Below are 25,087 nucleotides of genomic sequence, written 5' to 3'. Positions count from 1 at the left end.
GGGCGACGACACCCACGGGATACACGACGTCAAGCACGAGGAACTCCATCGGACTGCGGTCCGCCCGGCTTCCTGCCGGGCGGGTGCCACAACGGCACGAGCCCGATTGAATACCCCGTACCGGATCGAAAAGCCGATCCTCACACTTTCCTCACGGCGGTCGGGGAAACCCCTACGCGTTCTTGATGGCGGGGCCTCCCGGCGGTGGCCCGCCCGGCGCCCGGCCGGATCCGGGTGGACCCGGTGGACCCGGTGGACCCGGTGGACCCGACCGGGCCCGGGTGAACTACGTCAGGCCCGCCAGCTCCTGCGCGGCCTTCACGTAGCGGGACAGCACGTACCGCTGCGTCAGCCTCGTCACGGGCGCGGCCAGCCTGAACAGGGGGCTCGACGGCACGCTGTAGGCGGAGCAGATGAAGACCAGGCGGTTGTCCGCCGTCAGTTCGGCGTAGAACCCCTCCTCCCCCGTCACCGGATGACCGGGGAGCGTGCCGTAGCCGAAGCCTCCGCGCTGGCCGGGTGTGGCCCTGCCCGCGCCGTCGAGCTGGGGCTCCCGTGCCCAGATCACGCGGCAGGGTGCCTTGATGCGGGCGGGCCCCACGCCGAGACCGGAGACCACGCGGACACCGGGGGCGGCACGCTCGGCGTCGGGCTGCATGGTCAGCCCGGCACGGCGGTGCAGCTCCCATGCCAGGATGCCCTCGGTCAGGGCGACGAAGGGCGCGGAGGGGTCGTCGGCGGGGAGCTCGTGGGACTCCACCATCACGGTGTAGCCGGAGGGCCACCCGCCGTCGAACCGCTCGGGGAAGGGCCGGTCGGTGGCGCCGCGCTCGTCGTAGGTGAACTGGTCCATTCGTGCCTCTTCCCTGCAGCTGCGGCTCCGGGAGGTCGACGCCCGGCTCTGCGGACAAACCTAGCCCGAAAGGGCGCGGACCACGGGAAGCAGTGGCAGGATGAAGGCCCGGACCGGCAAGGAAGGCGGACCACCATGGCATCAGGGATGGCGTCGAACAAGCAGAACAAGCACGACAGGCACGGCAGGACGGACGGCGGCCGCAGGGATGCGGGCGGGAAGGCGACGGATGCCGCCGAGGAGGCCGTGAACTCGAAGGGCTTCGAGCTCGCTGCCCGCGCCGGCTACGTGGCCGCCGGCGTCCTGCACTTCATGATCGGGCTCATCGCGCTCGGGATAGCGCGCGGCGGTTCCGGGAGCGCGGACCAGAGCGGCGCCATCGGGCAGCTCGCGGGGAGTCCGGGCGGGACGGCGCTCCTGTGGTTCTGCTTCATCGGCTGCGTGGCGCTCGCCCTGTTCCAGCTCAGCGAGGTCTTCCTCGGCGTGAGGGGACGCAGCGGCAGGGACAGGCTGAAGGCCCGCCTGAAGAGCGGTGGCCAGGCGGTGGCGTACGGGGTGATCGGCGCGGCGTTCGGTCAGTACGCGCTGGGCGGCTCGAGCAACAGCAGCAGCAGCTCGCGGTCGCTGAGCGCAACCCTCATGTCCAACCCGGCAGGCGCGGCCCTCCTGCTCGCGATCGGTGTGGGCATCCTCGTGGTGGGCGGCTACTTCGTCTACAGCGGTGCCACGCGCCGGTTCCGCCGGGAGCTCTCGAGCCTGCCGGCGGGCGGACCCGGCACGGCCGTGGTGGTCCTCGGGACCGTGGGCTACATCGCCAAGGGGTTCGCGCTGGGCGTCCTCGGAGTGCTCGTGGTCGTCGCCACCGTCACGAACAACCCCGAGCAGTCCAGCGGGCTCGACGGCGCCCTGAAGACCCTGCGGGAGCAGCCCTTCGGCGTGTGGCTCCTCGGGGCCGTCGCGCTCGGCCTGATGGCCTACGGCGTCTTCATGACGATCCGGTCGAAGTACCAGCGCCTGTAGGCACCCCGCCGGACCGGACCCCTACAGGCCGAGCGCCGGCGCCTCCATGACCGGGCACGTGTCCATGACGACGTCGAGGCCCGCCTCCGTGGCGCGGCGGGCGGCGTCCTCGTCGATGACGCCCAGCTGGAGCCAGACGGCCCGGGCACCGACGGCGATGGCCTGGTCCACCACCGCGCCCACGCGCGACGAGTTCACGAAGCAGTCGACCACGTCGATGGTCCCGGGGACGTCCGCGAGGCGGGTGTAGCCCGTCTGCCCGTGGACGTCGTCGCCCTTGAGGCTCACCGGCACCACCTGCAGGCCGAGACGGTCCATGAGGAAGCGCGAGACGCCGACGGCGGCCCGGCGCGGGTTGTTCGACAACCCCACCACCGCCCACCGTCCGGGCTCGGTCAGCAGCCTCTTGATCACCTGCGGATCGTTCACGTGCGCCACATGCGCCTCCTGCCGGTCCCTCGCGGCGCCTGTCGCCGCGTTTTGTTACAGCCTTTGTTACACGCCCCATTTTGCTCCTGATCCGCCGCGGGCGTTTCATGGGAGTGACCATCCCGAGCGGCCGAGAGACCTGGATCAGTGAAGCCGCAGCAACCCTGGTCGTCCGGTGTCCCCTGACACCGGACGATAACGAGGTCCGAGCCACGGGAACCGCCGCACACCGGTGGTGAAGGCTCGGTCCGTAGGGTGCTACCGCCAGGACCGATGGAGACACCATGACCGCAGTTCTGGCACCCGGCAGCACCCAGCCCACCACCAAGCAGGCCCTCGGCGTCCGCTTCGCCGGCCTCGGCCGCAGCTTCGGCTCGCCCGCGGACCGGCGCACCGTGCTGCGGGACGTCACCGTGGAGGTGGAGCCGGGCGAGATCCTGGCCATCCTCGGCACCAGCGGATGCGGGAAGTCGACGCTCCTGCGCGCCGCCGCGGGGCTCGACGTCCCCGACCGCGGGGAGGTCCTCATCGACGGGACCCCCGTCACGGGGATCGACGAGCGCTGCGCCGTCGCCTTCCAGGAACCCCGGCTGCTCCCGTGGCACACGCTGCAGGCGAACGTGGCGATCGGGCTGCCGAAGTCCTCCAGCGCCAGCGCGGGCAAGGCCAAGGTCCTCGAGCTGCTGAAGCTCGTCGGCCTGGACACGTTCGCCAAGCACCGCCCCCGCGAGGTCTCCGGCGGCATGGCGCAGCGCACGTCGCTGGCCCGCGCCCTGGCCCGCAACCCGGGGGTGCTGCTGCTCGACGAACCCTTCGGTGCCCTCGACGCCCTGACGCGCATCAGGATGCAGGACCTCCTGCTCGACATCCACCGCGCGCAGCCCACCACCGTGCTGCTCGTCACCCACGACGTCGACGAGGCCCTCCAGCTCGCGGACCGCATCCTGGTTCTCGGGCGCGGCGAGGGCGACGAGGCGGGCTCCACCGTCGCCGAGCTCGTCCCCGTCCCCGGGAGCCGCCCGCGCGACCGCAACTCCGCGGACCTCGGGGCCCTCCGGAGCTCGCTGCTCTCCATGCTGGGCGTGACCGGGCACTAGCCCGGCTCCCCCACCCCCTGGTGCGGCCGTCGTCCGACGGCCGGCGCCACCCTGCCTCTTTCCCCTGTCTCTCCCCTGCCGCTCCAGCAAAGGACCACCATGAACCGCCGCGCTCTCCTGCCGAATCTCGCCCTCGCCACCGCCCTCTCGCTCAGCCTCAGCGGGTGCATGGCCGGCGAGAACGCCGCCGACACGCAGGCCGCGGCCGACGGCGGTGCCGCAACGGAGGGCGGCGCCCTCGACATCGATTTCGCCACCTACAACCCGCTGAGCCTGATCATCAAGGACCAGGGCTGGCTGGAGGACGAGCTCGCCGATCAGGGCATCACGGTCAACTGGGTGCAGTCCGCCGGGTCGAACAAGGCCAACGAGGCCCTGCGGGCCGGGGCGATCGACGTCGGCTCGACGGCGGGCTCCGCCGCGCTCCTCGCCCGCTCCAACGGCTCCCCCATCAAGGCCATCGACATCTACTCGCAGCCCGAGTGGGCGGCCCTCGTGACCCTGCCCGGCTCCGGTATCACCAGCGTGGAGGACCTACGCGGCAAGTCCGTCGCAGCGACCCGCGGCACGGACCCCTACTTCTTCCTGCTGCAGGCCCTCGAGGCGGCCGGCGTGGACCAGTCGGAGGTCACCATCGAGAACCTCCAGCACGCCGACGGCCGCGCGGCCCTCGCGAGCGGCGCCGTCGATGCGTGGTCGGGTCTCGACCCGATCATGGCCGCCGCGGAGCAGGACGGCGCCCAGCTGTTCTTCCGCGACATCGACTACAACACCTACGGTTTCCTCAACGCCACCGAGGACTTCCTGACCGAGAAGCCGGACGTCGCGCAGACCGTGGTCGACGCCTACGAGAAGGCGCGCGCCTGGGCGAAGGAGAACCCCGAGGAGACCGCCGCCATCCTCGCCGAGGTCGCCGCGATCGATCCCGCCATCGCGAACTCCGTCATCATCGACCGGACCAACCTCGATGTCGACCCGGCCCCGGGCGAGGCCCAGCGCAGCGTCCTCGAGAAGATCGGCCCCGTCTTCGTGGAGACCGGTGACGTGCAGAGCCAGCAGCAGATCGACGACGCCCTGGGGTCCCTGTTCGACGCCTCGTTCGTCGAGAAGGCCGACCCGGCGTCCATCGGATCCGCCTCATGAGTGCTGACCACCTGACGGGGCGCAGTGCCGTCCCCCTCAGCAAGGAGGGCCTCGCGTCCACCGGATCTCCGCTCACCGGTTCGGACGGGGGCGGCAGGACTCCGGGCAGGACCGGCACGGCCGGTCGGCGTGTGGTCATCATCCTGCTCGGGCTCGTCGTCCCTGTGCTGATCCTGCTCGCCTGGCACCTCAGCACCGCCTCGGGGTTCTTTCGGCCGTCGCAGCTCCCCTCGCCGGCGTCGGTGCTCGCGGCCGCGGTCGACCTCGTGGAGCGTGGTCAGCTGGCCACGCACATCCTGATCTCGACGCAGCGCGTGGTCCTCGGGTTCCTCATCGGCTCCGTGCTCGGCGTGCTGGCGGGCGCCCTGCTGGGCCTGTCACGCATCGCGGACGTCCTGCTCACCCCGACCGTCGGCGCGCTCCGGGCCGTGCCGTCCCTGGCGTGGGTCCCCCTGCTGGTCCTCTGGATCGGCATCAACGAGGACTCCAAGGTCACCCTGATCAGCATCGGCGCGTTCTTCCCCGTGTTCACCACGCTCTACCTCGGGCTGCGACACGTGGACCGCAACCTCGTCGAGGCGGCGCGGGCCTTCGGCCTGAACGGCGTCCGTCTGCTGACCACCGTGCAGCTGCCCGCCGTGGTGCCCGCCCTGTTCTCCGGCCTCCGCCTGGCCCTCGCGCAGTCCTGGCTGTTCCTCGTCGCCGCGGAACTCATCGCCTCGTCGATGGGCCTCGGCTTCCTCCTCACGGACTCCCAGCAGACGGGCCGCGTGGACCGCATCATCCTGGCGATCATCCTGCTGGCCGTGATCGGCAAGACCACGGACGCGCTCCTCGGCGTCGCCGAGCGCTGGGCGGTGCGCCGGTGGGCGTGAGTGCGACGGCGCCGGGCACGACGGCGGTGGAGGGGTCGGCGATGCCGCAGGACGAGGCCGACCGCCTCGCGTTCTGGGCGGCGCAGGCACAGCGGCTCGAGTGGGACACCCCGTGGGACACCCTGCACACGTTCAGGAAGGCCGCTCCGCAGGAGGACGGGACGCTCAGCGTGCCCGTCATCGAGTGGTTCGCCGGCGGTACGCTCAACGTCGCCGTGAACTGCGTGGACCGGCACGTCCGGGCCGGCAACGGCGACCGGGTGGCCCTGCATTTCGAGGGCGAGCCGGGTGACCGCCGCAGTGTGACCTACGCCGAACTGCAGGACGAGGTGTCCCGCGCCGCGAACGCACTCCTCGGGCTCGGCATCGGGGCGGGCGACCGCGTGGTCGTCTACCTGCCCGTGCTCGTCGAGACGGTGGTCATCACGCTCGCCTGCGCCCGGATCGGGGCCGTGCACTCGCTCGTGTTCGGCGGGTTCTCGGCCGAGGCGCTCCGCTTCCGCGTCGAGGACACCGGCGCCAGACTCCTCGTCACCACCGACGGCCAGTACCGCCGGGGCGCCGCCGTCCCGGTCAAGGACAACGCGGATGCCGCCGTCGAGGGTGTGGACAGCATCGAGCACGTCCTCGTGATCCGCCGGACGGGCTCCGCCGTCGCATGGACCGGAGGCCGCGACGTCTGGTGGCACGACGTCGTCGACCCGGCCTCACCGCACCACGCGCCGGAGGCGTTCGACGCCGAGGCGCCGCTGTTCATCATGTACACGTCGGGGACCACCGGGAAGCCGAAGGGCCTCGTGCACACCTCGGGCGGCTACCTCACGCAGGCGTCGTCGAGCTTCGAGCACCTCTTCAGCAACCCCGATGCAGCACGCCGGGACGATGACGTGCACTGGTGCACCGCCGACCTGGCCTGGGTCACCGCGCACACCTACGAGCTGTACGGGCCGCTCTCGAACGGCGCCACGCAGGTCATCTTCGAGGGCACCCCGAACACGCCGCACCCCGGCCGGCACTTCGAGATCATCGAACGCTACGGCGTCACGAGCTACTACACCGCGCCCACCCTGGTCCGCTCGCTCATGGGCTGGTTCCCCGACGGGGTCCCGCGCGGCTACGACCTCTCGAGCATCCGCGTGCTCGGCACGGTGGGCGAAGCCGTCAACCCCGAGGCATGGCGCTGGTTCCGGCGGCACCTCGGCCGCGACGAGGTGCCCGTCGTCGACACCTGGTGGCAGTCGGAGACCGGTGCCACGGTGCTCTCGCCCAGCCCCACCGACACCGGGTTCAAGCCCGGCTGCGCGGCACGCGCCCTGCCCGGGGTGAGTACGCGCATCGTGGACGAGGACGGCCGGACCGTCCCGCCCGGCGAGCAGGGGCTGATCGTGGTCGACCGGCACGGGCCCGCCATGGCCCGGACCGTATGGGGGAACCCGCAGCGCTACCTGGACGCCTACTGGCGGCAGTTCGCGCGGCAGGGCTGGTTCCTCGCGGGTGACGGCGCCCGGTACGACGACGACGGCGACACCTGGATCCTGGGCCGCGTGGACGACGTCATCAACGTCTCGGGGCACCGCCTGTCCACCATCGAGATCGAGTCGGCGCTGGTGGCCCACCCGCTCGTCACCGAGGCGGGTGCCTGCCCCGTCCCTGACCCGCTGACGGGCCACGCCATCGCGGCCTTCGTGGTGCTCGCGGCGGGCGCGGACCCGGAGGTCGACGTCGCCGCGGTGCTGCGCGCCCACGTGGCCGAGGCCATCGGTCCGATCGCGCGGCCCTCGGCCGTCGTCGTCGTGCCCGATGTCCCGAAGACGCGCTCCGGGAAGATCATGCGGCGCCTGCTCACGCAGCTCTACGAGGGCGCGCCGCTCGGGGACACGACGTCCCTGCAGAACGAGGGGTGCATCCCCGGGATCCAGGACGTGCTGGCCGCGCGGACCTGACGGGGTCCGCCCGGCACCCGCTGTCCCCGTCGTTAACGGAAGGAAGCGGCAGGCGCCCCGTCCAAGCACCTGCCGCTTCCCGTGTGTGGTCCGTCCGGGTGTTACACCCGGACGAAGGCTGCTCCCGGGAGGTCCGAGAGGGGGTGCTGCATGGTCAGGTTCGAACCGTTCATGCCGCTGCTGATGACCTGTCCGCCACCGGCGTAGATGGCCACGTGGCCACCGGTGATGACGATGTCCCCGGGGGCGGGGGTCGCCACGACCGTGCCGAACTGGAAGAACTGCGCCGGGCCGAGGTCGCCTGCGGCGATACCTGCGGCGCGCAGCGCGTTCTCCACGAGCACGGTGCAGTCCTGGACGGCGCCGGCTGCAAGCTGCGCCTGCGCCGAGGCCAGGAGGGTCGCACCGACGCCGCTGGCTGCCGGGGCGACGGGAGCCGAGGCCAGGTAGACACCCGAGCCCGGGGCCGTCGAGACGGCCGGGGCCGGAGCCGGAGCCGGGGCCGGGGCCGGAGCCACGACTGCCGCCTGCTGCACGACGGGCGCGGGGGCGACGGCCGCTGCCTGCTGCACGGGAGCGGCAGGAGCGACGGCGACAGGGACGGAGACCGTCTGCGCCGGGACCGATCCAGCCGCGGGGATCGCGATGGAATCACCCGGGAAGATGATCGATGCCAGGGAGAGCCCGTTGGCCGCGAGGACCGCGGTCAGGTCGGCACCGTAGCTGGCGGAGATGGCGCCGAGGGTGTCCCCTGCGACGACCGTGTGGGTCGCACCGGTCGCAGCTGCTGCGGGAGCGGCGGGAGCTGCTACTGCAGCGGGAGCGGCCGGAGCTGCTACTGCTGCGGGAGCGGCCGGGGCTGCCACGGCGGCGGGAGCTGTCGTGCCCTGGTCCGAGTAGGTGCCGGCGTTGGCGGTGCCGACGGCGCTGAGCGCGAGGCCCGACGTGACGGCGGCGATGGCAACGGGACGGCCGATCATGGTGGCGTGGGCCTTGGCGGCACGGGACAGGCCCTGCAGCGCGAGATTGCCGTCGATATCGGCACGGTGGCGCGCCGAAGAGATGTTTCGTGACATGGATGTATACCTCTCCCATGCCTGCGGGGTGAGCTGTCGGGTTCGGATGGGAGTCACCCGGTCGCGCGCATCACCTCATCGGCGTGCGCAGTGCGACTTAACCCCAAGGACGTCGGCAGTCAGAACTGCGCGTCCACTGGAACTGTGGTTCCCCCGTCCCCGCCGTGGTGATTGCGAACGTATCCCGGACGACGGCAGGGCTCGGCATTTCCGTCCAGGAGCACCCCTCATAGGCGGAGGCACCAGAAGAACATAGCCACTGCTCGAAGGGTTTGTCACATTCGCGTAACGGCGGTTATCCTGCCCCTCCTACGAGGCCGATCGCCACCGGCGGAGGGCGAGCACGGTGCCTGCAACGGTGAGGACGAGCAGGACGGACTGCTGGAGATAGAACCGGGGGCCCACTCCGGAGTCCGCGCTGGTGGCCGCCGCGAGGAGGCTGCTGGACAGAGCGGCGATCAGCGCCACGCCGACGCAGAGCAGTGTGCCCCAGAACCTCCGCTCGTGCGCACGCTGCGCGTTCTTCCAGCTCTCCATGTCCTTCAGCCTAGGCGGCAGGGGTGTGCGCGGCGTCCTGTGACCGCGCACACCCCTCGTGCATCAGCGCCGGGCGGGGGCGCCGGCGTTCCTGATCAGGTCGAGCGCCTGCTCAGGGAACCAGCCGCCGGCCGCGGGGTCCACACGATTCCACTCGGGATCGACTCCGCCGTTGGTCGTCAGGCCGCGGCTGCACTCGCCGTCCGACTCGCCGGGCACCTTAATCCACAGGAAGGCGTCGGCGAGGTCGTTGCCCGTGTTCGCGGTGGGCGTATGCCCCAGTCCGCGAGCCGGAGGATTGCACCAGACCTGCGGATCCGGGTAGGTGGCCGTCGGCACCCACGGCCCGCGGCCGTTGCGGCTGGTGTCGATCACGAAGTGCGCCAGCTCCTCCGACGTCGGCGCGTTGCGGGCACCCGCCACGTTCTGGGCGTACCACGCGTCCGTCAGGCCCCACGTCGAGAAGTCCGAGGGTGAGGCCGGGTAGAACTGGCTCGCGCAGGAGCCGTAGGCGCCCGGATCGATCTCGGTGGCGTAGTAGATGCACTGGGATACCCAGGAGCCGTACTTCAGCTGCCGCTCGGTGAGCTCGTAGTTGGAGACGTTGAGGAAGAACCCGTCCGCCTCCTGCACGCCGGCCTTCACGAGGCGGCTGGCGATCTCCCCCGTGCCCAGCCAGGCGCTGTGCGTGCCGTCGAGGTAGACCTTCGTGTTCGGCAGCGCCTTCAGCCGGTCCACGGCGTAGCCGAGCATCTCGAAGCGTTCCGCGGCCGCGGTCGCGGCGTCGGCCTCCGCCGGCTGGCACCACTCGAGGTTGCCGTCGAGCCCGCGGTTCCAGGGGATGATCCCGAGCCCGTCCGGCTCGAGCACCACCATCGCGGCGCGGTCCTCGATGCCTGCCGCGAGGGCGTCGATCCAGGCCTTGTAGCCGGCGACGTCGGTCGCCCCGCCGGCCGAGTACTGCGCGCAGTCGCGGAACGGCAGGTTGTAGGCGGCGAGCACGGGCATCTGCTGCTTGCCGGCGGCGCGGTGCGTGGTGGCGCGGACCTCCCGCGTCACCGTGGCGGGGTCGCTGTCCGTGACCCATACGGCCTGCGGCGTGGAGACCATCGCGCTGAGGCTGTCCGCCGTCCGGCGGTCACCCGAGGCCCGCAGCCCGGCGATCTGGCGCTGTGCCTCGTGGTCGGTCTTCGGGACGTAGAACTCGGTGGCGGAGGACTCCGCTCCTGGTCCTCCGCCCGGACCGGCCGACGCCGGCAGCGCGGCGAGGGCGGTGGATGCGAGGACCCCTGCGAGTGCAAGGGTCATGGCGCACGTTCTGGAGATGCTGAGCATCGTTGCTCCTCATGTCGATGATGGGTGGTTGCGAGAACCCGAACAAGAGACGCCGCCGATCCCCATGGAAGCGCTCCCACGGCCAGTCTTTGTTGCATAGGTCAACTTTGTCAAGGGTTCCGGCACCCATCCGTGAGCGGGTGGCGTGCACTTCCGAAGACACATTGTTTGGTTCCCCCGGGTGCGCAGTGTCACACTCGTTCTGACCATCCCGAGCGGCTGAGAGATCTGGCTCACTGACGCCGCAGCAACCCTGGCCTCCGCGATCCGCGGCGACAGTAGGGTGCTACTGCCAGACCGATGGAGGACATGATGAGCGTCGCCGACCTTTCCACCCCCCTCAAATTCGCCTACTGGGTGCCGAACGTGAGCGGCGGCCTGGTGGTCTCGACCATCGAGCAGCGTACCGGGTGGGACTTCGAGTACAACCGGAAGCTCGCCCGGATCGCTGAGGACGCCGGTTTCGAGTACGCCCTGTCGCAGACCCGCTACGCCGCGTCCTACGGCGCGGACAAGCAGCACGAGGCGACATCGTTCTCCCTCGCGCTCCTCGCCGCGACCGAGAAGCTGAAGGTCATCGCCGCGGTGCATCCCGGCATGTGGCACCCGGGCGTGCTCGCGAAGTTCATCATCACCGCGGACCACATCTCCAACGGCCGTGCCGCCGTCAACATCGTCTCCGGCTGGCTCAAGGACGAGTTCGTGAACTTCGGCCTCGACTGGCTCGAGCACGACGAACGGTACGTCCGCACGGAGGAGTTCATCCGCGTGCTGCGCGGCCTGTGGACCGAGGAGGGGTACAGCCAGTCGGGGAAGTACTACGACATCACCGACTTCACACTCAGCCCTGCTCCCGTCGACGTGCCCGGCCGTCCGCACCCCGAGATCTTCTTCGGAGGCAATTCGACGGCGGCGCAGGCCACCGCGGGCCGGGTGGCGGACTGGTACTTCTCGAACGGCAAGGACCTCGAGGGATTCAGGGAGAACATCGCCGGCGTGCGGGCCTCCGCTGCCCGGGCGGGCCGGCACCCGCGGTACGGGCTCAACGGGTTCGTCATCGCCCGCGACTCCGAGAAGGAGGCACGGGAGACCCTGCGCGAGATCGTCGCGAAGGCGCACCGCCCCGCCGTCGAGGGATTCCGCGATGCCGTCCAGGAGGCCGGGGCTTCCACGAAGGACGGCAGGGGCATGTGGGCCGACTCCTCGTTCGAGGACCTCGTCCAGTACAACGACGGTTTCAGGACCCGGCTCATCGGTACGCCCGAGCAGATCGCCGAGCGCATCGTCGAGTACAAGAAGATCGGCGTGAATCTCCTCCTCACCTGCTACCTGCACTTCCAGGAGGAGGTCGCCGCCTTCGGCACCGACATCCTGCCGATCGTGCGGCAGCTCGAGGCGGACGCCGCGCGCGCCGCCGGCGTCGATTTCGATCCGGATGCCACCCTCGCAACCCACGAACCCACCAAGGCAGGTATCTGATGGCAGAACGTTCCTTCGGTTTCCGCACGCGTGCCCTGCACGCCGGCGGCACCCCCGACGCCACGCACGGGGCGCGCGCCGTGCCGATCTACCAGACGACGTCGTTCGTGTTCAAGGACACCAACGACGCCGCCAACCTCTTCGCGCTGCAGAAGTACGGGAACATCTACTCGCGTATCGGCAATCCCACCGTCGCGGCGTTCGAGGAGCGCATCGCTTCCCTCGAGGGCGGTATCGGCGCGGTGGCGACGGCGTCGGGCATGAGCGCCGAGTTCATCACCTTCGCGGCGCTGTGCCAGGCGGGCGACCACATCGTCGCCGCGTCGCAGCTGTACGGGGGGACGGTCACGCAGCTCGACGTCACGCTGCGCCGCTTCGGCATCGAGACCACCTTCGTCCCCGGCACCGATCCGGCCGACTACGCGGCCGCCATCCGCGAGAACACGAAGGCCGTCTACGCCGAGGTCATCGCGAACCCCTCCGGCGAGATCGCGGACCTCGCGGGCCTGGCGAAGGTGGCCCACGACGCCGGGATCCCCTTCATCGTCGACTCGACGCTCAGCACGCCCTACCTCGTGCGGCCCATCGAGCACGGCGCGGACATCGTGATCCACTCCGCCACCAAGTTCATCGGCGGCCACGGCACCACCCTCGGCGGCGTGGTCGTGGAGAGCGGCCGGTTCGACTGGGGCAACGGGAAGTTCCCCACCATGACCGAGCCCGTGCCCTCCTACGGCAACATCCAGTGGTGGGCGAACTTCGGCGAGTACGGGTTCCTGACCAAGCTGCGCACCGAGCAGCTGCGCGACATCGGCCCGTCGCTCTCCCCGTCGTCGGCCTTCCAGCTCCTGCAGGGGGTGGAGACCCTGGCCCAGCGCCTCGACGAGCACCTCGAGAACGCGCAGGCCGTAGCGGAGTGGCTGCAGGCCGATCCCCGCGTGGACTACGTGAACTACGCGGGACTCCCCACGCACGTGCACCACGAGCGTGCGAAGACCTATCTCCCCCAGGGCCCCGGGTCGGTGTTCAGCTTCGGCGTCAAGGGCGGCCGCAAGGCCGGCCAGAAGTTCATCGAATCGCTGCAGATCGCCTCGCACCTCGCGAACGTGGGCGATGCGCGCACGCTCGTGATCCACCCCGGCTCGACGACCCACCAGCAGCTCTCGGCCGAGCAGCTCGCCGCAGCCGGCGTCCCCGAGGACCTGGTGCGCATCTCGGTGGGCCTCGAGGACCTCGACGACATCCTGTGGGACCTCGACCAGGCGCTCGACGTGGCGGCCAACGCCTCGGACGCGTCGTTCGAGGACCTCCCGCAGGAGGCGGCCGGACAGGACGACGACGACGAGTCCGCGACGCGGGCAGTGGGAGTGGGAGCATGAGCGGCACCGCAGCACCGCGCACCTGGGAGGGGCCCTCGGCTCCGGAACGCCTGGCCCTGCTGAGGAACGCGCGGTCGGTGGCGATCGTCGGAGCATCGGACAAGCCCTCGCGGGCCTCCTACTTCGTGGCCACCTACCTGCAGTCCTCCTCGCCCTACCGGCTGTACTTCGTGAACCCCGTGGCGAAGGAGATCCTGGGGCAGCCGGCCTACGCGTCCCTGGAGGACCTGCCCGAGGTGCCCGACGTCGTGGACGTGTTCCGCCGGCACGACGATCTGCCCTCCGTGCTGGCGGAGACGCTCGCGGTCGGCGCGAAGACGCTGTGGCTGCAGCTCGGCTCGTGGCACGAGGAGGTCGCACGGGACGCAGAAGCCGCGGGCCTGGACGTGGTGATGGACCGGTGCATCAAGATCGAGCACGCACGCTTCCACGGCGGGCTCAACCTCGCCGGGTTCAACACCGGCGTGATCTCCTCGAAGCGGCAGATCACCTCGTAGGGCGCCGCCTGCCCCGGGCCCGATCCCGGTCAGCGGGAACGGTGGGACACACCCGCCGACCGGGATCCGGCCTCAGGCACGGCGACGTCGGGACCGGAGCTGTCCGACGCTGCAGGTTCCACGGGCCCGACGAGGTCCACAGGCAGGGCGTCCTCCGGGGTCGGTCCGCCCGGCGGCTCCTCCGGGGCAGACTCGTCCGGCAGGGCGTCCTCCGGGGCCGGTTCGGCCGGCAGCTCCTCCGGGACCGGTTCGGCCGGCAGCTCCTCCGGGGCAGGCTCGCCCGGCAGGGCGTCCTCCGGGGCCGGCTCGTCGGGGAGTCCTGGTACCGGGCCCTCCGGATCGACGAGCGCATCCGCAGGGAACAGCGCGAGCCAATCGGGGTCCGGGGCGATCGGCGCGTCGAGGAAGAGCGCGGCGTCGACAGGACCGGCCGGTGCGCGGAGCCACGACCTGCGGTGGCTGACAGGAGCCGGCGTGTCACCGCTCATCGTCACCGGATCCGTTCCCGTGCCCTCCTTCGGCAGGCCCCTGTCCGGCCCCTGACCCGGCGTCACCTGGCCCGGAGCGGCCTGACCCGGCTTCTCCCGGACCGGCGGGGGCGGGGCCGTGCGCTGCCCGGGCGTGGCCTGGTCCGGCCGGCCCTGACCGGCCCTCGCCTGGTCGGGTCGGCCGGTCGTGCCGGGCACCGTTCCCGTCGCGGGCGGCGTCATCGGGACGACGCGCTGCTGCGGACCGCCCCGCGCAGGGGTCGGGGTCGCGGGGTTGGCAGGGAGTACCGTGCCGGCCGGTGGCCGGGCCTCCGGTACGGCGGGCGGCGCCGTCGGGGTGGCGGGCGGTGCCATCGGGGCGGCGGCGGCGTCGTCCGCACCGGGCGACGCGGGAGCGGGCGCCGGCACGAGCGGACCTCCGGCGCCCGCAGGGGCGGACGCCGGGGCGGAGACGGACGGTGCCGGGGTATGAACGGGAGCGGGCACCGCCGGGACGACGGCGGTGCCGTGCCCCTGCCCCGCATCGGCGAGCGGTCCCGGGGCGGGTTCGGCCCGGTCGACGTCGTTGCGGACGGTGAAGCGGGTGATCGAGACGACGGCGTCGTCGAACCCCTCACGGAGATGGAGCGTCCCCGCCGCGACCCCGGACATGCCCGCGCCCATGGACACCGCGAGGGCACCGCCGATGAACGTGATGCGGCGCTTGTTCCGGCGGCTCTGCAACGCCCTGCCGCCGTCGGCCATGAGCTGCGCGAGCTCGGCGGAGGCGTCCGGTGCGGGCCGCCCGCCCAGCGCCGCGATGCTCCGGACGGCGTGGACGAGCGCCGGGTCCTCGGCGATGCCCGCCTCCTCGAGGAGGCGTGGCACGGAGTCCGGCGACGGCGTTTCGCGTCCAGTCATTGTGCGTCCGATTCGTTGGGGTGTACGAGTTCCTTCAGCTTGAGCAGTCCCCGCCGCTGCAGCTGCTTGACCGATCCTGCCGACCTGCCGAGGATCTCCGCGACCTGCTCGATCGGCAGCTCGGCCACGATGCGCAGCAGGAGCACGTCGCGCTGCTCGGCATTGAGCTGTGCCAGCATTCCCGTGGCACCTCCGGCATCGAGGTTGCCCAGCGCCACCATCTCCGCCGACTCGACGGTGCGCGTGTCACCGTCGGCCTCGTAGCCCACGAGGACCGGCGCCCGCACCTTCCTCCGCACCTCGTCCACGTGCCGGGCGTGCGCCACCGAGAAGGTGAAGGTGCGCAGACCCTGCAGCCCGCCGGAGACGGACCCGAGTTTCGAGAAGACCGTGAGGAAGACCTCCTGGGTGAGGGCCTCCGGGTCCTCCGTCCCCCGGCCCGCGAAATAGCCCAGCACCCTCGGACTCAGCTCCTGGTAGATCAGGGAGAGTGCCGCGGGTTCGCCGGCCCGTGCGCGGTCGAGCGCATCATCAGGCAGCGGTGGGACCACGGTGTCTTTTCCTTGCTCGAGCGGGGCGGCGTGACCATCGTAACTGTTGGCCTCCGCCGTCCTGCCGCGGCACGCACCTGTGCTGCGACACGAAAAGGCCGCACCGAGGCCCGTTGGGGGATAAGCCTCGGTGCGGCGCTTACATCTGGGTAATCGACCGGAGGGACGCAGAAGTTACGCTGCCGCCGGACTTTCTTCCGGCGTCCTCCCCAGGCCCTACTTGAGGGCGTTCGAGGCGCGGCGCTTGTTGAACACGTCGAAGCCGACCGCGAGCAGGAGCACCATGCCCTTGATGAACTGCTGCACGTCGATGCCCACGCCGAGCAGCGACATGCCGTTGTTGAGCACACCCATGATCAGGCCACCGGTGATGGCACCGATCACGGTACCCACCCCGCCCGTCACGGCCGCGCCACCGATGAAGGCGGCTGCGATGGCATCGAGCTCGAACAGGTTGCCGGCACCCGGACCGGCCGAGTTGAGGCGACCGGTGAAGATGAGCCCCGCCAGGGCTGCGAGCACGCCCATGTTGACGAACAGCATGAAATCGATGCGCTTGGTGTTGACGCCCGAGAGCTGTGCAGCCTGCAGGTTGCCACCGCGGGCATAGATGTGGCGGCCGAACACACTGTTGCTCATGACCAGGCTGTAGGCGACGATCAGGACGCCGAGGACCACGAGCACGATCGGCGTACCGCTGCGCGAACCGGCCAGGAGGTAGGTGAGGCCCAGGATGATGACGGCGATGAAGGCGAGCTTGGTGAAGAACCAGGCGGCGGGCTCGTCCTCGAGCTTGAGGCGGGCGCGGGTGGCGCGCCCACGGAGCTGGCTGGCGACGAGGAGGACGACGGCGAGCACGCCGAGGGCCACCGTGGTCCAGTCGAGGAGGTTCGTCTCCGGCGGGAAGAGCCCGGGGAAGAGGAAGCCGCCACCGAGCTGGCGGTACTCCTCGGGGAAGCCCGTGATGCGCTGGTTCTCGAGCACGATCTGCGTGAGCCCGCGGAACACGAGCATGCCTGCGAGTGTCACGATGAAGGCGGGGATGCCCACGTAGGCCACCCAGAAGCCCTGCCACGCGCCGACGAGCCCGCCGATCACGAGCGAGGCGATGAACGCCACCCACCAGGTGAAGCCCCAGTCCTGGATCATGATGCCGGACATCGCACCGACGAAGGCCGCCACGGAGCCGACGGACAGGTCGATATGCCCTGCCACGATGATCATGACCATGCCGATGGCCAGGAGCAGGATGTAGCTGTTCTGCACGATGATGTTCGAGACGTTGTCCGGCATGAGCAGCGCGCCCCCGGTCAGCACCTGGAACAGGGCGACGATGACGATGAGCGCTACGAAGATGCCGATCTGCCGCAGCCGGCTCGTGAGGAAGGCCAGCCCGTGCTTCACGGGAGGCGGAGGTGCGGCCACTGCGGGGTCTTTGACGGTGGTAGCCATGGAATCAGTCCTTTTCCTTGGTCATGTACTGCATGAGGAGTTCCGGTGTCGCCTGCCCGATGGGCACCTCCGCGGTGATGCGGCCTTCGGCGAGGGTGTAGATGCGATCACAGATTCCCAGCAACTCGGGCAGCTCGGAGGAGATGACGATCACCGCCTTCCCCTCTGCGGCGAGGCGGTTGATGATCGTGTAGATCTCGTACTTGGCGCCGACGTCGATCCCGCGGGTGGGCTCGTCGAGGATCAGGACGTCGGGGTCCGAGAACATCCACTTGGAGAGCACCACCTTCTGCTGGTTGCCGCCGGAGAGCTTCCCCGTGATCGCCGTGACGGAGGGCGCCTTGATGTTCATGGACATCCGGTAGTCGCCCGCGACGACGGCCTCCCGGCCGCCGTCCACCCAGCCACGCTTCGCGAGCTTGCCGAGCGCCGCACCGGAGATGTTCCGCTTGATGTCGTCGATCAGGTTCAGCCCGTACCGCTTGCGGTCCTCCGTGGCGTACGCGATGCCGTGCCGGATCGCCTCGCCCACGGTGCGCGTGGTGATCGGGGTCCCGTTCTTGTAGAGGGTGCCCGTGATGTGCGAGCCGTAGCTGCGCCCGAAGATGCTCATGGCGAGCTCCGTCCGCCCGGCGCCCATGAGGCCGGCGATACCGACCACCTCACCGGCGCGGACCGAGAGGTTCGCGGCGTCGACGACCACGCGCGCGCTCTCCTGCGGGTGGTGCACCGTCCAGTCCTCGACGCGGAGGACCTCCTCGCCGATGACCGGCGTGCGCTCGGGGTAACGGCTCTCCATGTCGCGTCCCACCATGCCCCTGATGATGCGCTCCTCCGTCACCGAGCCGTCGTGGAGGCTCAGCGTCTCGATCGTGCGCCCGTCGCGGAGGATGGTCACCGAGTCCGCGATGGCCCGGATCTCGTTGAGCTTGTGGCTGATGATGATGCAGGTGATGCCCTCGGACCGCAGGCCCTTGACGAGCCCGAGGAGGTGCGCGGAGTCCTCGTCGTTCAGGGCGGCCGTCGGTTCGTCGAGGATCAGCAGCTTGACGTTCTTCGACAGCGCCTTGGCGATCTCCACGAGCTGCTGCTTGCCGACGCCGATGTCACCGGCGCGGACCACCGGGTTGAGGTCCAGGCCCACGCGGCGGAGCAGCTTGGCCGCCTCGACATTGGTCTCGTTCCAGTTGATGAAGCCGCGCTTCTCGCGCTCGTTCCCGAGGAAGATGTTCTCGGCGACGGACAGGAACGGCGAGAGGGCCAGTTCCTGGTGGATGATGACGATCCCGTCGCGCTCGCTGTCGCGGATGTCCTTGAACTCGACGACGCCGCCCTCGAATTCGATGTCGCCGTCGTACGTGCCGTGCGGGTAGACCCCGGACAGCACCTTCATGAGGGTCGATTTCCCGGCCCCGTTCTCTCCGCAGATCGCGTGGACCTCGCCACGCACGACGTCGAGATTGACGTCCTGCAGTGCCTTCACGCCAGGGAAGGTCTTGGTGATGCGGCGCATCCGAAGGATGTTCTCCGCCATGGTGGAGCCTCGCTTACTTGAGTGGAAGTCCCGGCAGGGCCGGGCGAGGTACAGCGCCTGTGGCTCCGGACCAGGAACGGTCCGGAGCCACAGGCATCAGGGGTGCTGCGGGACGGCTACTTGAGCTCGTCCTCGGTGTAGTACTCGGTCTCGACGAGCGCGGCCTCGTAGTTGTCGACCGTGACGATCTGCGACTCGAGGAGGTAGGACGGGACCACCTTGACGCCGTTGTCGTACGTCTCGGTGTCGTTCACCTCGGGCTCCTCGCCCTTCATGAGGGCGTCGACCATGGTGACGGCCTGCTTGCCGAGCTCGCGGACGTCCTTGAAGATCGTCGAGTACTGCTCGCCGGCGATGATCGACTTCACCGAACCCACCTCGGCGTCCTGGCCCGTGACGACGGGCAGGTCGTCGGTGGCGTAGCCGCCGGAGGTCAGCGCCGAGATGATCCCGATGGACAGGCCGTCGTACGGGGAGAGCACGCCTTCGAGGCGCTCGCCGCCGCCGACGGTGAGCAGGTCCTCCATGCGGTCCTGGGCCGTGTCGGGCAGCCAGCGGAGGATGGCGGCCTGCTCGAAGTCGGTCTGCCCGCTGGGGACGCGGAGCACACCGCTGTCGAGGTAGGGCTGCAGGGTCTTCATGGCGCCGTTCCAGAAGAACGTCGCGTTGTTGTCGTCGGGGCTGCCGGCGAAGAGCTCGACGTCGAACGGACCGGCCGCGCCGGTCTCCTTGCCCTCGGCGTCGAGGATGCCGAGGCCGGTCAGCAGCGAGGTGGCCTGCTGGACGCCGACCTCCTCGTTGTCGAAGGTGGTGTAGTAGTCGACGGTGTCAGACTCGTTGATGAGGCGGTCGTAGGCGATGACCGGGATGTCCTGCGACTCGGCCTGGTCGAGGACGCTCGTGAGCGTGGTGCCGTCGATCGACGCGATGACGAGGGCCTTCACGCCGCCGTTGATCATGTTCTCGATCTGGCTGACCTGCGTGGGGATGTCGTCGTTCGCGAACTGGAGGTCCACCTCGTAGCCGAGGTCCTCCAGCTGGCTCTTGACGTTCTCGCCGTCGGCGATCCAGCGCTCGGACTGCTGCGTCGGCATGGCCACGCCGATCTTGGCGCCCTCGTTGGACCCGCCCTCGGCAGCGGCGTCGCCGCCGCCCCTGCTGCCACCGCATGCGGTGAGGCTGAGGGTCAGGATGCTGGCGGCCGCGATGCCGGCCAGGTATTTCCGATTCATGGTGGGACTTTCTTGTGTGGAGTTTCCGGCAACGGTGCCGGCGGTCGGGAGTGGGCTCTAGAGTTTCTGGGCCAGCCGGTAGTAGGCCGCGTTCCAGCGCAGTTCGCGCTGGAAGTCCCGCAGCTTCGTGTCGGCGTCGATCCGCAGCAGTTCGACCTCGGCGATGTCCGCGAAGTCCTCGAAGACCTCGAGGCCCACCGCGGTGGTGAGGACGGTGTGGTGTGCGGCGCCGGCACTGAGCCAGGCCGCCGCGGACGTCTCGAGGCTCGGCTCCGGCTTCCACACGGCGCGCGCGACCGGCAGGTTCGGCAGCGGGGCGTCCGGCGGGACGATCTCGACGGCGTTGGCGGTGAGGCGGAAGCGGTCCCGCATGTCGGACATCGCCACGACGACGCCGGCGCCGGCATCCGTGTCGAACACGAGGCGCACGGGGTCCTCCTTGCCGCCGATCCCCAGCGGGTGCACCTCGAGCGTGGGCTTCGACGTGGTCAGGGTGGGGCAGATCTCGAGCATGTGCGCGCCGAGGATCTTCTCCTCCCCCGGCACCAGGTGGTACGTGTAGTCCTCCATGAGGGAGGCCCCGCCGGGCAGCCCTGCGCCCATCACCTTCGCGGCCCGCACCAGGACGGCGGTCTTCCAGTCGCCCTCGGCACCGAACCCGTAGCCACGGGCCATGAGCCGCTGCACGGCGAGGCCGGGCAGCTGCCGGAGTGCACCGAGGTCCTCGAAGTTCGTGGTGAAGGCGCCGAAGCCGCCCTCCTCCAGGAAGGACAGCAGGCCGAGCTCCTGCCGGGCGCCGTAGCGCAGCGACTCGTGCCGGTCCCCGCCGCGGCGGAGCTCGGGGACGACGTCGTACGTCTCCTCGTACTCGGCCACGAGGGCATCGACGTCGTCCTCCGACTGCGCCTCGACGGCGGCGACGAGGTCGTTGACGCCCCACGTGTTGATCGAGACACCGAAACGCAGCTCGGCCTCGGTCTTGTCGCCCTCGGTCACGGCGACGTTGCGCATGTTGTCGCCGAAGCGCGCGACCTTGAGCTCGTGCACGGCGGCCCAGCCGGCGGCGGCGCGCTGCCACGTGGCGACCTTCGCGCAGACGTCGGGGCTGGAGACGTGCCCGACGACGGTCTTCCGCGGCACGCCGAGGCGCGACTGGATGTACCCGAACTCGCGGTCGCCGTGGGCGGCCTGGTTGAGGTTCATGAAGTCGAAGTCGATCTCGCCCCACGGCAGTGCGACGTTGATCTGCGTGTGCAGGTGCAGCAGCGGCTTGCGCAGGGCGTCGAGGCCCGCGATCCACATCTTCGCCGGGCTGAACGTGTGCATCCAGGCGATCACGCCGATCGCGTCGTCCGCCGCGTTGGCCTCGAGCGCCATGCGCCGGATCGAGGCGGAGTCCTTGAGCGTCGGCTTCCAGACGACCTTCACGGGCAGGCCGGCGTCGCCGAGCATCCGCACGATCTCCTGGGACTGCTCCGCGACCTGCTGCAGGGTCTCCTCGCCGTAGAGGTCCTGGCTGCCGGTGAGGAACCAGACTTCGTACGCGTCGAGGGTGGTGCTGAGGGGGCTCATGCAGGGGCTCCTGGGGTCGATGACTGACCGTACACGTTCTGGTACCGGTCGAAAAGGGCGTCGATGTGCTCGCCCTGGATGCCGGCGGGCGCACCGAGCTGGCGGGAGATGTGGACGGTGCGGGCGACGTCCTCGAGCATGACCGCTGCCTTGACGGCGTCCTTCGCGTCCCTGCCGATGGTGAACGGGCCGTGGCTCTTCATGAGGACCCCGCGGGAGCGGTGCCCGGTGAGGGTGTCCACGATGCCCCGGCCGATCGAGTCGTCGCCGATGATCGCGAACGGACCGACCGGGATCTCCCCGCCGAACTCGTCCGCCATGGCGGTGATGACGCAGGGGATCGGCTCGCCGCGGGCGGCCCAGGCTACGGCGTAGGTGGAGTGCGTGTGCACCACGCCGCCGACGTCGGGCATGTGGCGGTACACGTAGGCGTGCGCCGCGGTGTCGCTCGAGGGCGAACGCTCGGATCCGGGCGTGCCCTCGACGACGTTGCCGTCGAGGTCGCAGAGGATCTGGTTCTCCGGCGTCAGCTCGTCGTAACTGACGCCGGAGGGCTTGATGACGAACAGGTCGGCGCCGGGCACGCGGCCGGAGACGTTGCCGCCCGTCCAGACCACGAGTCCGTAGCGCACGAGTTCGGCGTGCAGGGCGGCGACGTCCTCGCGGACCGCAGCGATGGCGGCCTCGACCTCGGGGGTGAACCGGCTCATGCGGTCACCGCCTGCTGTGCAGGAGCGGTCCGGGCAGGAGCGGTTTGGGCAGGAGCGGTCCGGGCTGCGCGGCGGAGCGCCTTGAGCCGGTGCATGACGTCGTTGGCGCCGCGGCCGAAGTAGTCGTGGAGCTCGGTGTACTCGCGGTAGAGGGCGTCGTACGCCTCGGCGCGTCCCGGGTCGGGGACGTACGCGGCGCGGTCCAGCCGGCCCATCGCGGCGGCGGCGGCGTGGATGTCCGGGTAGGCGCCGGCCGCGACGGCGGCGTGGATCGCGGACCCGAGGGCCGGGCCCTGAGAACTGCCGATCACGGAGATGGGCATGTTCAGCACGTCGGCGTAGACCTGCATCAGGAACGGGTTGCGGATGAGGCCGCCCGCGGCCACGAACTCGGTCACGGGGACGTCCGAGGCGTTGAAGGTCTCCACGATCGTGCGGGTGCCGAACGCCGTCGCCTCCAGCAGCGCACGGTAGACCTCGTGCGGCTTCGTGGCGAGGGTGAGGCCCACGATGGTGCCGGAGAGCTCGTGGTCCACGAGGACGGAGCGGTTGCCGGAGTGCCAGTCGAGGGCCACGAGGCCGTGTGCCCCGACCGGTTCGGTCCGGGCCTGCTCGGTCAGGTACTCGTGCACGCTGAGCCCCTGCGCCGTCGCTTCGTCGCGGATCTCGCCGGGCACCTGGTTCGCGACGAACCACGCGAAGATGTCGCCGACGCCGGACTGGCCGGCCTCGTAGCCGTAGGAGCCCGCCACGATCCCGCCGTCCACCACGCCGCACATGCCGGGCACCTCTGCGAGGCGGTCGGAGTTCATGACGTGGCACGTGGAGGTACCCATGATGGCGACCATCTGGCCGGGGTCGGTGGCCTGCGCGGCGGGCGAGGTGACGTGCGCGTCGACGTTCCCGACGGCGACGGCGATGCCGGCCGGGAGCCCGGTCCAGCCGGCGGCCTCCTCGGACAGGGAGCCCGCCCTCGACGCGAGGGCGCCGATGGTGTGCTCCACCTTCTCGCGGGCGAATCCGGCGAAATCGGGGTTGAGCGCGGCGAGGAACTCGTCCGACGGGTAGGCGCCGTCCTGGTAGATGCCCTTGTACCCGGCGGTGCAGGCGTTCCGCACGTACTGTCCCGTCAGCTGCCAGACGATCCAGTCGGCGGCCTCGACCCAGTGGTCCATGACGTCGTACAGCTCGCGGTCCTCCTCGAGCAGCTGGAGGCCCTTCGCGAACTCCCACTCGCTCGAGATCAGCCCGCCGTAGCGGGGCAGCCAGGCCTCGCCGCGCTCGGCGGCGAGGGCGTTGATCCGGTTGGCCTGGCCCTGCGCGGCGTGGTGCTTCCACAGCTTCACGTAGGCGTGCGGGCGGCCCTCGTAGCCCGGCACCTCGTTGAGCGGGGTGCCGTCCGCGAGGGTGGGCACCATGGTGCAGGCCGTGAAGTCGGTGGCGATGCCGACGACGTCCTGCGGGTCGATGCCCGCCTCCCGCACGGCGGCCGGAACGGCGGTGCGGAGCACGTCCACGTAGTCGGAGGGCACCTGCAGGGCCCACTCGGGCGGGAGCTGCTCGCCCGTGGCGGCGAGCGTGGAATCCATGACGGCGTGCGGGTACTCGAGCGTCGAGGCGCCGAGTTCGGCGCCGTCGGAGACGCGCACGACGACGGCACGCCCGGAGAGGGTGCCGTAGTCGACACCGATGACATAGGTGGGCCGGTCGGCCGGTCCGGCGACTGCGCCCGGGATGGAGTCACTCAAGGGAAGGACCTCTTCGTTCTTCTCGAGACCGCGAAGCAGTGCTCTGGTGGATCGTCGATGCTCCCAGTCATGTGACCGTTCACATTCGCGGACACCAGTGTAGGCGCGAAGTGGTGGTGCGTGTCAACGATCTGGCGGGACGACCCCCGCGGTCAGGGCTCACGAGGCGCGGTGGAGGCACGGATCACCAGCTCCGGGGCGACGTCGTGCGCCGCGCCCGCGGGCGGTCCCTGGACGCCCGACCCTGCCGTGTCCTCGCCGATGAGGCCCAGCAGCCGTGCCACGCAGCGCCTGCCCAGCTCCGGGAAGTTCTGCCGGACGGTCGTCAGGGGCGGCCAGTAGTGCGCGGCCTCCGGGACGTCGTCGAACCCCACCACGCTGATGTCCCGGGGCGCGTGGCGGCCGTGCTCGCGGAACGCGTGGAGGAGCCCGAGCGCCATCTGGTCGTTCGACGAGAAGACGGCGGTGACGCCCGGGTCGCCCACCAGGGCGAGCCCCGCGCGGTAGCCGGACTCCGCCGTCCAGTCCCCGGAGAGCAGCGCTTCCGGCCGGCTCCCCCAGGCCTCCATCTCGCCGCGGTACCCCCGCACGCGTGCCTCGGTCTCGAACCAGCCGTCGGGGCCCGCGATGTGCGCGATCCGCCGGTGCCCGAGCTCGAGCAGGTGGCGCGTCGCGAGGGCGGCGCCGCCCGACTGGTCCACGGAGAGCCGGTGGTCGTCGTACGCCCGGGCGGAGTGGACAGTCACGAAGGGCAGCGTGATGGAGAGTCGCTCGATCTCGGCGAGCGTCTGCGTCTGCGGGGCCAGGATGATCAGGCCGTCCACGTTGTGCGCCAGGAGGCGGTCCAGCGCCGCGCGGATCGAGCCGCCCTCCGCGTCGTCGAGGTGCGCGACGTCGACGGCGTACCCCGCCACGCGTGCCGCGCTGTCGATGGCCTGCAGGCTCGCGGCCGGGCCGTACTCGAAGCCCTTGCTCACGAGCACGCCCACGGTGGTGGACCGGCTCGTCACGAGGGCCCGCGCGGCACGGTTGGGGCGGAAGCTGAGCTCGTCCATGGCCGCCAGCACGCGGTCGCGGGTCTCCACGCGGAGGCTCGGGTGCCCGTTGATCACCCGCGAGACCGTCTGGTGCGAGACGCCGGCCCGGCGCGCCACGTCGCGGATGTTGGCGGCACGGCCCGGCTCCGTCGGTCGGCTGCGCCGTTCCGCGGCGGGCCCGGTCACCGAGGGGTCCTGTG

22 protein-coding genes and 2 riboswitches are annotated in these 25,087 nt (G+C 70.6%); of the genes, 8 read left to right on the top strand and 14 right to left on the bottom strand.

Features of this window, described 5'->3' with window-relative positions:
* Positions 1-286 precede the first annotated feature (286 nt).
* The gene (locus tag V6S67_RS01560; RefSeq protein ID WP_334208571.1) at positions 287-853 is read right to left on the bottom strand and encodes a DUF1990 family protein; all 567 of its coding nucleotides are present in this window, start codon (positions 851-853) and stop codon (positions 287-289) included.
* 135 nt (positions 854-988) lie between these two features.
* On the opposite strand from V6S67_RS01560, the gene V6S67_RS01555 reads away from it, so the two are divergent.
* Positions 989-1,873 (top strand): DUF1206 domain-containing protein, encoded by an 885-nt coding sequence (locus V6S67_RS01555; protein ID WP_334208570.1) that lies wholly within the window; start codon positions 989-991, stop codon positions 1,871-1,873.
* 21 nt (positions 1,874-1,894) lie between these two features.
* Here V6S67_RS01555 and V6S67_RS01550 read toward each other — a convergent pair whose 3' ends face one another.
* A complete protein-coding gene (locus V6S67_RS01550; RefSeq protein ID WP_334208569.1) occupies positions 1,895-2,311 on the bottom strand; it encodes a CoA-binding protein in 417 nt (138 codons plus the stop codon).
* A gap of 275 nt (positions 2,312-2,586) precedes the next feature.
* Here V6S67_RS01550 and V6S67_RS01545 point away from each other — a divergent pair, with 275 nt between their 5' ends.
* From V6S67_RS01545 to acs, 4 genes are all read left to right on the top strand, one after another.
* Positions 2,587-3,399: an ABC transporter ATP-binding protein gene (locus V6S67_RS01545; protein WP_334208568.1), complete on the top strand. Its 813-nt coding sequence runs from the start codon at positions 2,587-2,589 to the stop codon at positions 3,397-3,399.
* A gap of 99 nt (positions 3,400-3,498) precedes the next feature.
* Positions 3,499-4,542 carry an aliphatic sulfonate ABC transporter substrate-binding protein gene (locus tag V6S67_RS01540; protein ID WP_334208567.1) on the top strand — a complete coding sequence of 348 codons (1,044 nt, stop codon included), beginning with the start codon at positions 3,499-3,501 and terminating at the stop codon, positions 4,540-4,542.
* Positions 4,539-5,417: an ABC transporter permease gene (locus V6S67_RS01535; protein ID WP_334208566.1), complete on the top strand. Its 879-nt coding sequence runs from the start codon at positions 4,539-4,541 to the stop codon at positions 5,415-5,417. Before V6S67_RS01540 ends, V6S67_RS01535 begins: the two co-directional genes overlap by 4 nt.
* 41 nt (positions 5,418-5,458) lie before the next feature.
* A complete protein-coding gene (gene acs / locus V6S67_RS01530; protein WP_334208565.1) occupies positions 5,459-7,360 on the top strand; it encodes an acetate--CoA ligase in 1,902 nt (633 codons plus the stop codon).
* 101 nt (positions 7,361-7,461) lie between these two features.
* On the opposite strand, the gene V6S67_RS01525 is transcribed toward acs, so the two are convergent.
* From V6S67_RS01525 to V6S67_RS01515, 3 genes are all read right to left on the bottom strand, one after another.
* Complete coding sequence (locus tag V6S67_RS01525; protein WP_334208564.1) at positions 7,462-8,436, bottom strand: LysM peptidoglycan-binding domain-containing protein; 975 nt, start codon at positions 8,434-8,436, stop codon at positions 7,462-7,464.
* 5 nt (positions 8,437-8,441) lie between these two features.
* Positions 8,442-8,652: riboswitch (cyclic di-AMP (ydaO/yuaA leader) on the bottom strand.
* Positions 8,653-8,745: 93 nt separating this feature from the next.
* Positions 8,746-8,973, bottom strand: a complete 228-nt coding sequence (locus V6S67_RS01520) for a hypothetical protein (RefSeq protein ID WP_334208563.1) — start codon at positions 8,971-8,973, stop codon at positions 8,746-8,748.
* 63 nt (positions 8,974-9,036) lie between these two features.
* The gene (locus tag V6S67_RS01515; protein WP_334208562.1) at positions 9,037-10,281 is read right to left on the bottom strand and encodes a glycoside hydrolase family 6 protein; all 1,245 of its coding nucleotides are present in this window, start codon (positions 10,279-10,281) and stop codon (positions 9,037-9,039) included.
* A gap of 230 nt (positions 10,282-10,511) precedes the next feature.
* A riboswitch (SAM riboswitch) is annotated at positions 10,512-10,615 on the top strand.
* Between the two features lie 5 nt (positions 10,616-10,620).
* Between V6S67_RS01515 and sfnG the strand changes: the two genes are divergently transcribed.
* The 3 genes from sfnG to V6S67_RS01500 are packed head-to-tail and all read left to right on the top strand — an operon-like array spanning position 10,621 to position 13,663.
* The gene (sfnG, locus tag V6S67_RS01510; RefSeq protein WP_442884677.1) at positions 10,621-11,787 is read left to right on the top strand and encodes a dimethylsulfone monooxygenase SfnG; all 1,167 of its coding nucleotides are present in this window, start codon (positions 10,621-10,623) and stop codon (positions 11,785-11,787) included.
* Positions 11,787-13,166 carry an O-acetylhomoserine aminocarboxypropyltransferase/cysteine synthase family protein gene (locus V6S67_RS01505; protein WP_334208560.1) on the top strand — a complete coding sequence of 460 codons (1,380 nt, stop codon included), beginning with the start codon at positions 11,787-11,789 and terminating at the stop codon, positions 13,164-13,166. Before sfnG ends, V6S67_RS01505 begins: the two co-directional genes overlap by 1 nt.
* Positions 13,163-13,663, top strand: a complete 501-nt coding sequence (locus V6S67_RS01500; protein ID WP_334208559.1) for a CoA-binding protein — start codon at positions 13,163-13,165, stop codon at positions 13,661-13,663. The genes V6S67_RS01505 and V6S67_RS01500 overlap by 4 nt, the downstream gene beginning before the upstream one ends.
* 29 nt (positions 13,664-13,692) lie before the next feature.
* On the opposite strand, the gene V6S67_RS01495 is transcribed toward V6S67_RS01500, so the two are convergent.
* The 9 genes from V6S67_RS01495 to V6S67_RS01455 all read right to left on the bottom strand — a co-directional run bounded on the left by V6S67_RS01495 (position 13,693) and on the right by V6S67_RS01455 (position 25,073).
* Entirely contained in the window at positions 13,693-15,051 is a 1,359-nt protein-coding gene (locus V6S67_RS01495) for a hypothetical protein (protein ID WP_334208558.1), read from the bottom strand.
* Positions 15,048-15,602 carry an RNA polymerase sigma factor gene (locus tag V6S67_RS01490; RefSeq protein ID WP_334208557.1) on the bottom strand — a complete coding sequence of 185 codons (555 nt, stop codon included), beginning with the start codon at positions 15,600-15,602 and terminating at the stop codon, positions 15,048-15,050. The genes V6S67_RS01495 and V6S67_RS01490 overlap by 4 nt, the downstream gene beginning before the upstream one ends.
* Positions 15,603-15,818: 216 nt before the next feature.
* Entirely contained in the window at positions 15,819-17,054 is a 1,236-nt protein-coding gene (gene mmsB / locus V6S67_RS01485; RefSeq protein ID WP_334208556.1) for a multiple monosaccharide ABC transporter permease, read from the bottom strand.
* Between the two features lie 4 nt (positions 17,055-17,058).
* A complete protein-coding gene (gene mmsA, locus V6S67_RS01480) occupies positions 17,059-18,588 on the bottom strand; it encodes a multiple monosaccharide ABC transporter ATP-binding protein (RefSeq protein WP_334208555.1) in 1,530 nt (509 codons plus the stop codon).
* Between the two features lie 116 nt (positions 18,589-18,704).
* On the bottom strand, positions 18,705-19,820 hold the full coding sequence (gene chvE / locus V6S67_RS01475) for a multiple monosaccharide ABC transporter substrate-binding protein (RefSeq protein WP_334208554.1): 1,116 nt from the start codon (positions 19,818-19,820) through the stop codon (positions 18,705-18,707).
* A gap of 57 nt (positions 19,821-19,877) precedes the next feature.
* Positions 19,878-21,392 carry an L-arabinose isomerase gene (gene araA / locus V6S67_RS01470; RefSeq protein ID WP_334208553.1) on the bottom strand — a complete coding sequence of 505 codons (1,515 nt, stop codon included), beginning with the start codon at positions 21,390-21,392 and terminating at the stop codon, positions 19,878-19,880.
* Entirely contained in the window at positions 21,389-22,102 is a 714-nt protein-coding gene (locus tag V6S67_RS01465) for an L-ribulose-5-phosphate 4-epimerase (protein ID WP_334208552.1), read from the bottom strand. Before V6S67_RS01465 ends, araA begins: the two co-directional genes overlap by 4 nt.
* Positions 22,099-23,850, bottom strand: coding sequence for a ribulokinase (gene araB, locus V6S67_RS01460; RefSeq protein ID WP_334208551.1), 1,752 nt, complete (start codon positions 23,848-23,850; stop codon positions 22,099-22,101). The genes V6S67_RS01465 and araB overlap by 4 nt, the downstream gene beginning before the upstream one ends.
* 152 nt (positions 23,851-24,002) lie before the next feature.
* Positions 24,003-25,073 (bottom strand): LacI family DNA-binding transcriptional regulator, encoded by a 1,071-nt coding sequence (locus tag V6S67_RS01455; protein WP_334208550.1) that lies wholly within the window; start codon positions 25,071-25,073, stop codon positions 24,003-24,005.
* Between the last annotated feature and the right edge of the window lie 14 nt (positions 25,074-25,087).

This window comes from Arthrobacter sp. Soc17.1.1.1 (genome assembly GCF_036867195.1).
Classification (GTDB): domain Bacteria; phylum Actinomycetota; class Actinomycetes; order Actinomycetales; family Micrococcaceae; genus Arthrobacter_D.
Note: the sequence above shows the minus strand (reverse complement) of the source record. Positions and strands in the feature narration are given on the sequence as shown.

Bases quoted from the DNA above. Each gene is read 5' to 3' on its own strand.
- V6S67_RS01560 (WP_334208571.1), bottom strand. From the start codon at position 853: ATGGACCAGTTCACCTACGACGAGCGCGGCGCCACCGACCGGCCCTTC.
- V6S67_RS01555 (WP_334208570.1), top strand. From the start codon at position 989: ATGGCATCAGGGATGGCGTCGAACAAGCAGAACAAGCACGACAGGCAC.
- V6S67_RS01545 (WP_334208568.1), top strand. From the start codon at position 2,587: ATGACCGCAGTTCTGGCACCCGGCAGCACCCAGCCCACCACCAAGCAG.
- V6S67_RS01540 (WP_334208567.1), top strand. From the start codon at position 3,499: ATGAACCGCCGCGCTCTCCTGCCGAATCTCGCCCTCGCCACCGCCCTC.
- V6S67_RS01535 (WP_334208566.1), top strand. From the start codon at position 4,539: ATGAGTGCTGACCACCTGACGGGGCGCAGTGCCGTCCCCCTCAGCAAG.
- acs (WP_334208565.1), top strand. From the start codon at position 5,459: ATGCCGCAGGACGAGGCCGACCGCCTCGCGTTCTGGGCGGCGCAGGCA.
- V6S67_RS01525 (WP_334208564.1), bottom strand. From the start codon at position 8,436: ATGTCACGAAACATCTCTTCGGCGCGCCACCGTGCCGATATCGACGGC.
- V6S67_RS01520 (WP_334208563.1), bottom strand. From the start codon at position 8,973: ATGGAGAGCTGGAAGAACGCGCAGCGTGCGCACGAGCGGAGGTTCTGG.
- V6S67_RS01515 (WP_334208562.1), bottom strand. From the start codon at position 10,281: ATGACCCTTGCACTCGCAGGGGTCCTCGCATCCACCGCCCTCGCCGCG.
- sfnG (WP_442884677.1), top strand. From the start codon at position 10,621: ATGAGCGTCGCCGACCTTTCCACCCCCCTCAAATTCGCCTACTGGGTG.
- V6S67_RS01505 (WP_334208560.1), top strand. From the start codon at position 11,787: ATGGCAGAACGTTCCTTCGGTTTCCGCACGCGTGCCCTGCACGCCGGC.
- V6S67_RS01500 (WP_334208559.1), top strand. From the start codon at position 13,163: ATGAGCGGCACCGCAGCACCGCGCACCTGGGAGGGGCCCTCGGCTCCG.
- V6S67_RS01495 (WP_334208558.1), bottom strand. From the start codon at position 15,051: ATGACTGGACGCGAAACGCCGTCGCCGGACTCCGTGCCACGCCTCCTC.
- mmsB (WP_334208556.1), bottom strand. From the start codon at position 17,054: ATGGCTACCACCGTCAAAGACCCCGCAGTGGCCGCACCTCCGCCTCCC.
- mmsA (WP_334208555.1), bottom strand. From the start codon at position 18,588: ATGGCGGAGAACATCCTTCGGATGCGCCGCATCACCAAGACCTTCCCT.
- chvE (WP_334208554.1), bottom strand. From the start codon at position 19,820: ATGAATCGGAAATACCTGGCCGGCATCGCGGCCGCCAGCATCCTGACC.
- araA (WP_334208553.1), bottom strand. From the start codon at position 21,392: ATGAGCCCCCTCAGCACCACCCTCGACGCGTACGAAGTCTGGTTCCTC.
- V6S67_RS01465 (WP_334208552.1), bottom strand. From the start codon at position 22,102: ATGAGCCGGTTCACCCCCGAGGTCGAGGCCGCCATCGCTGCGGTCCGC.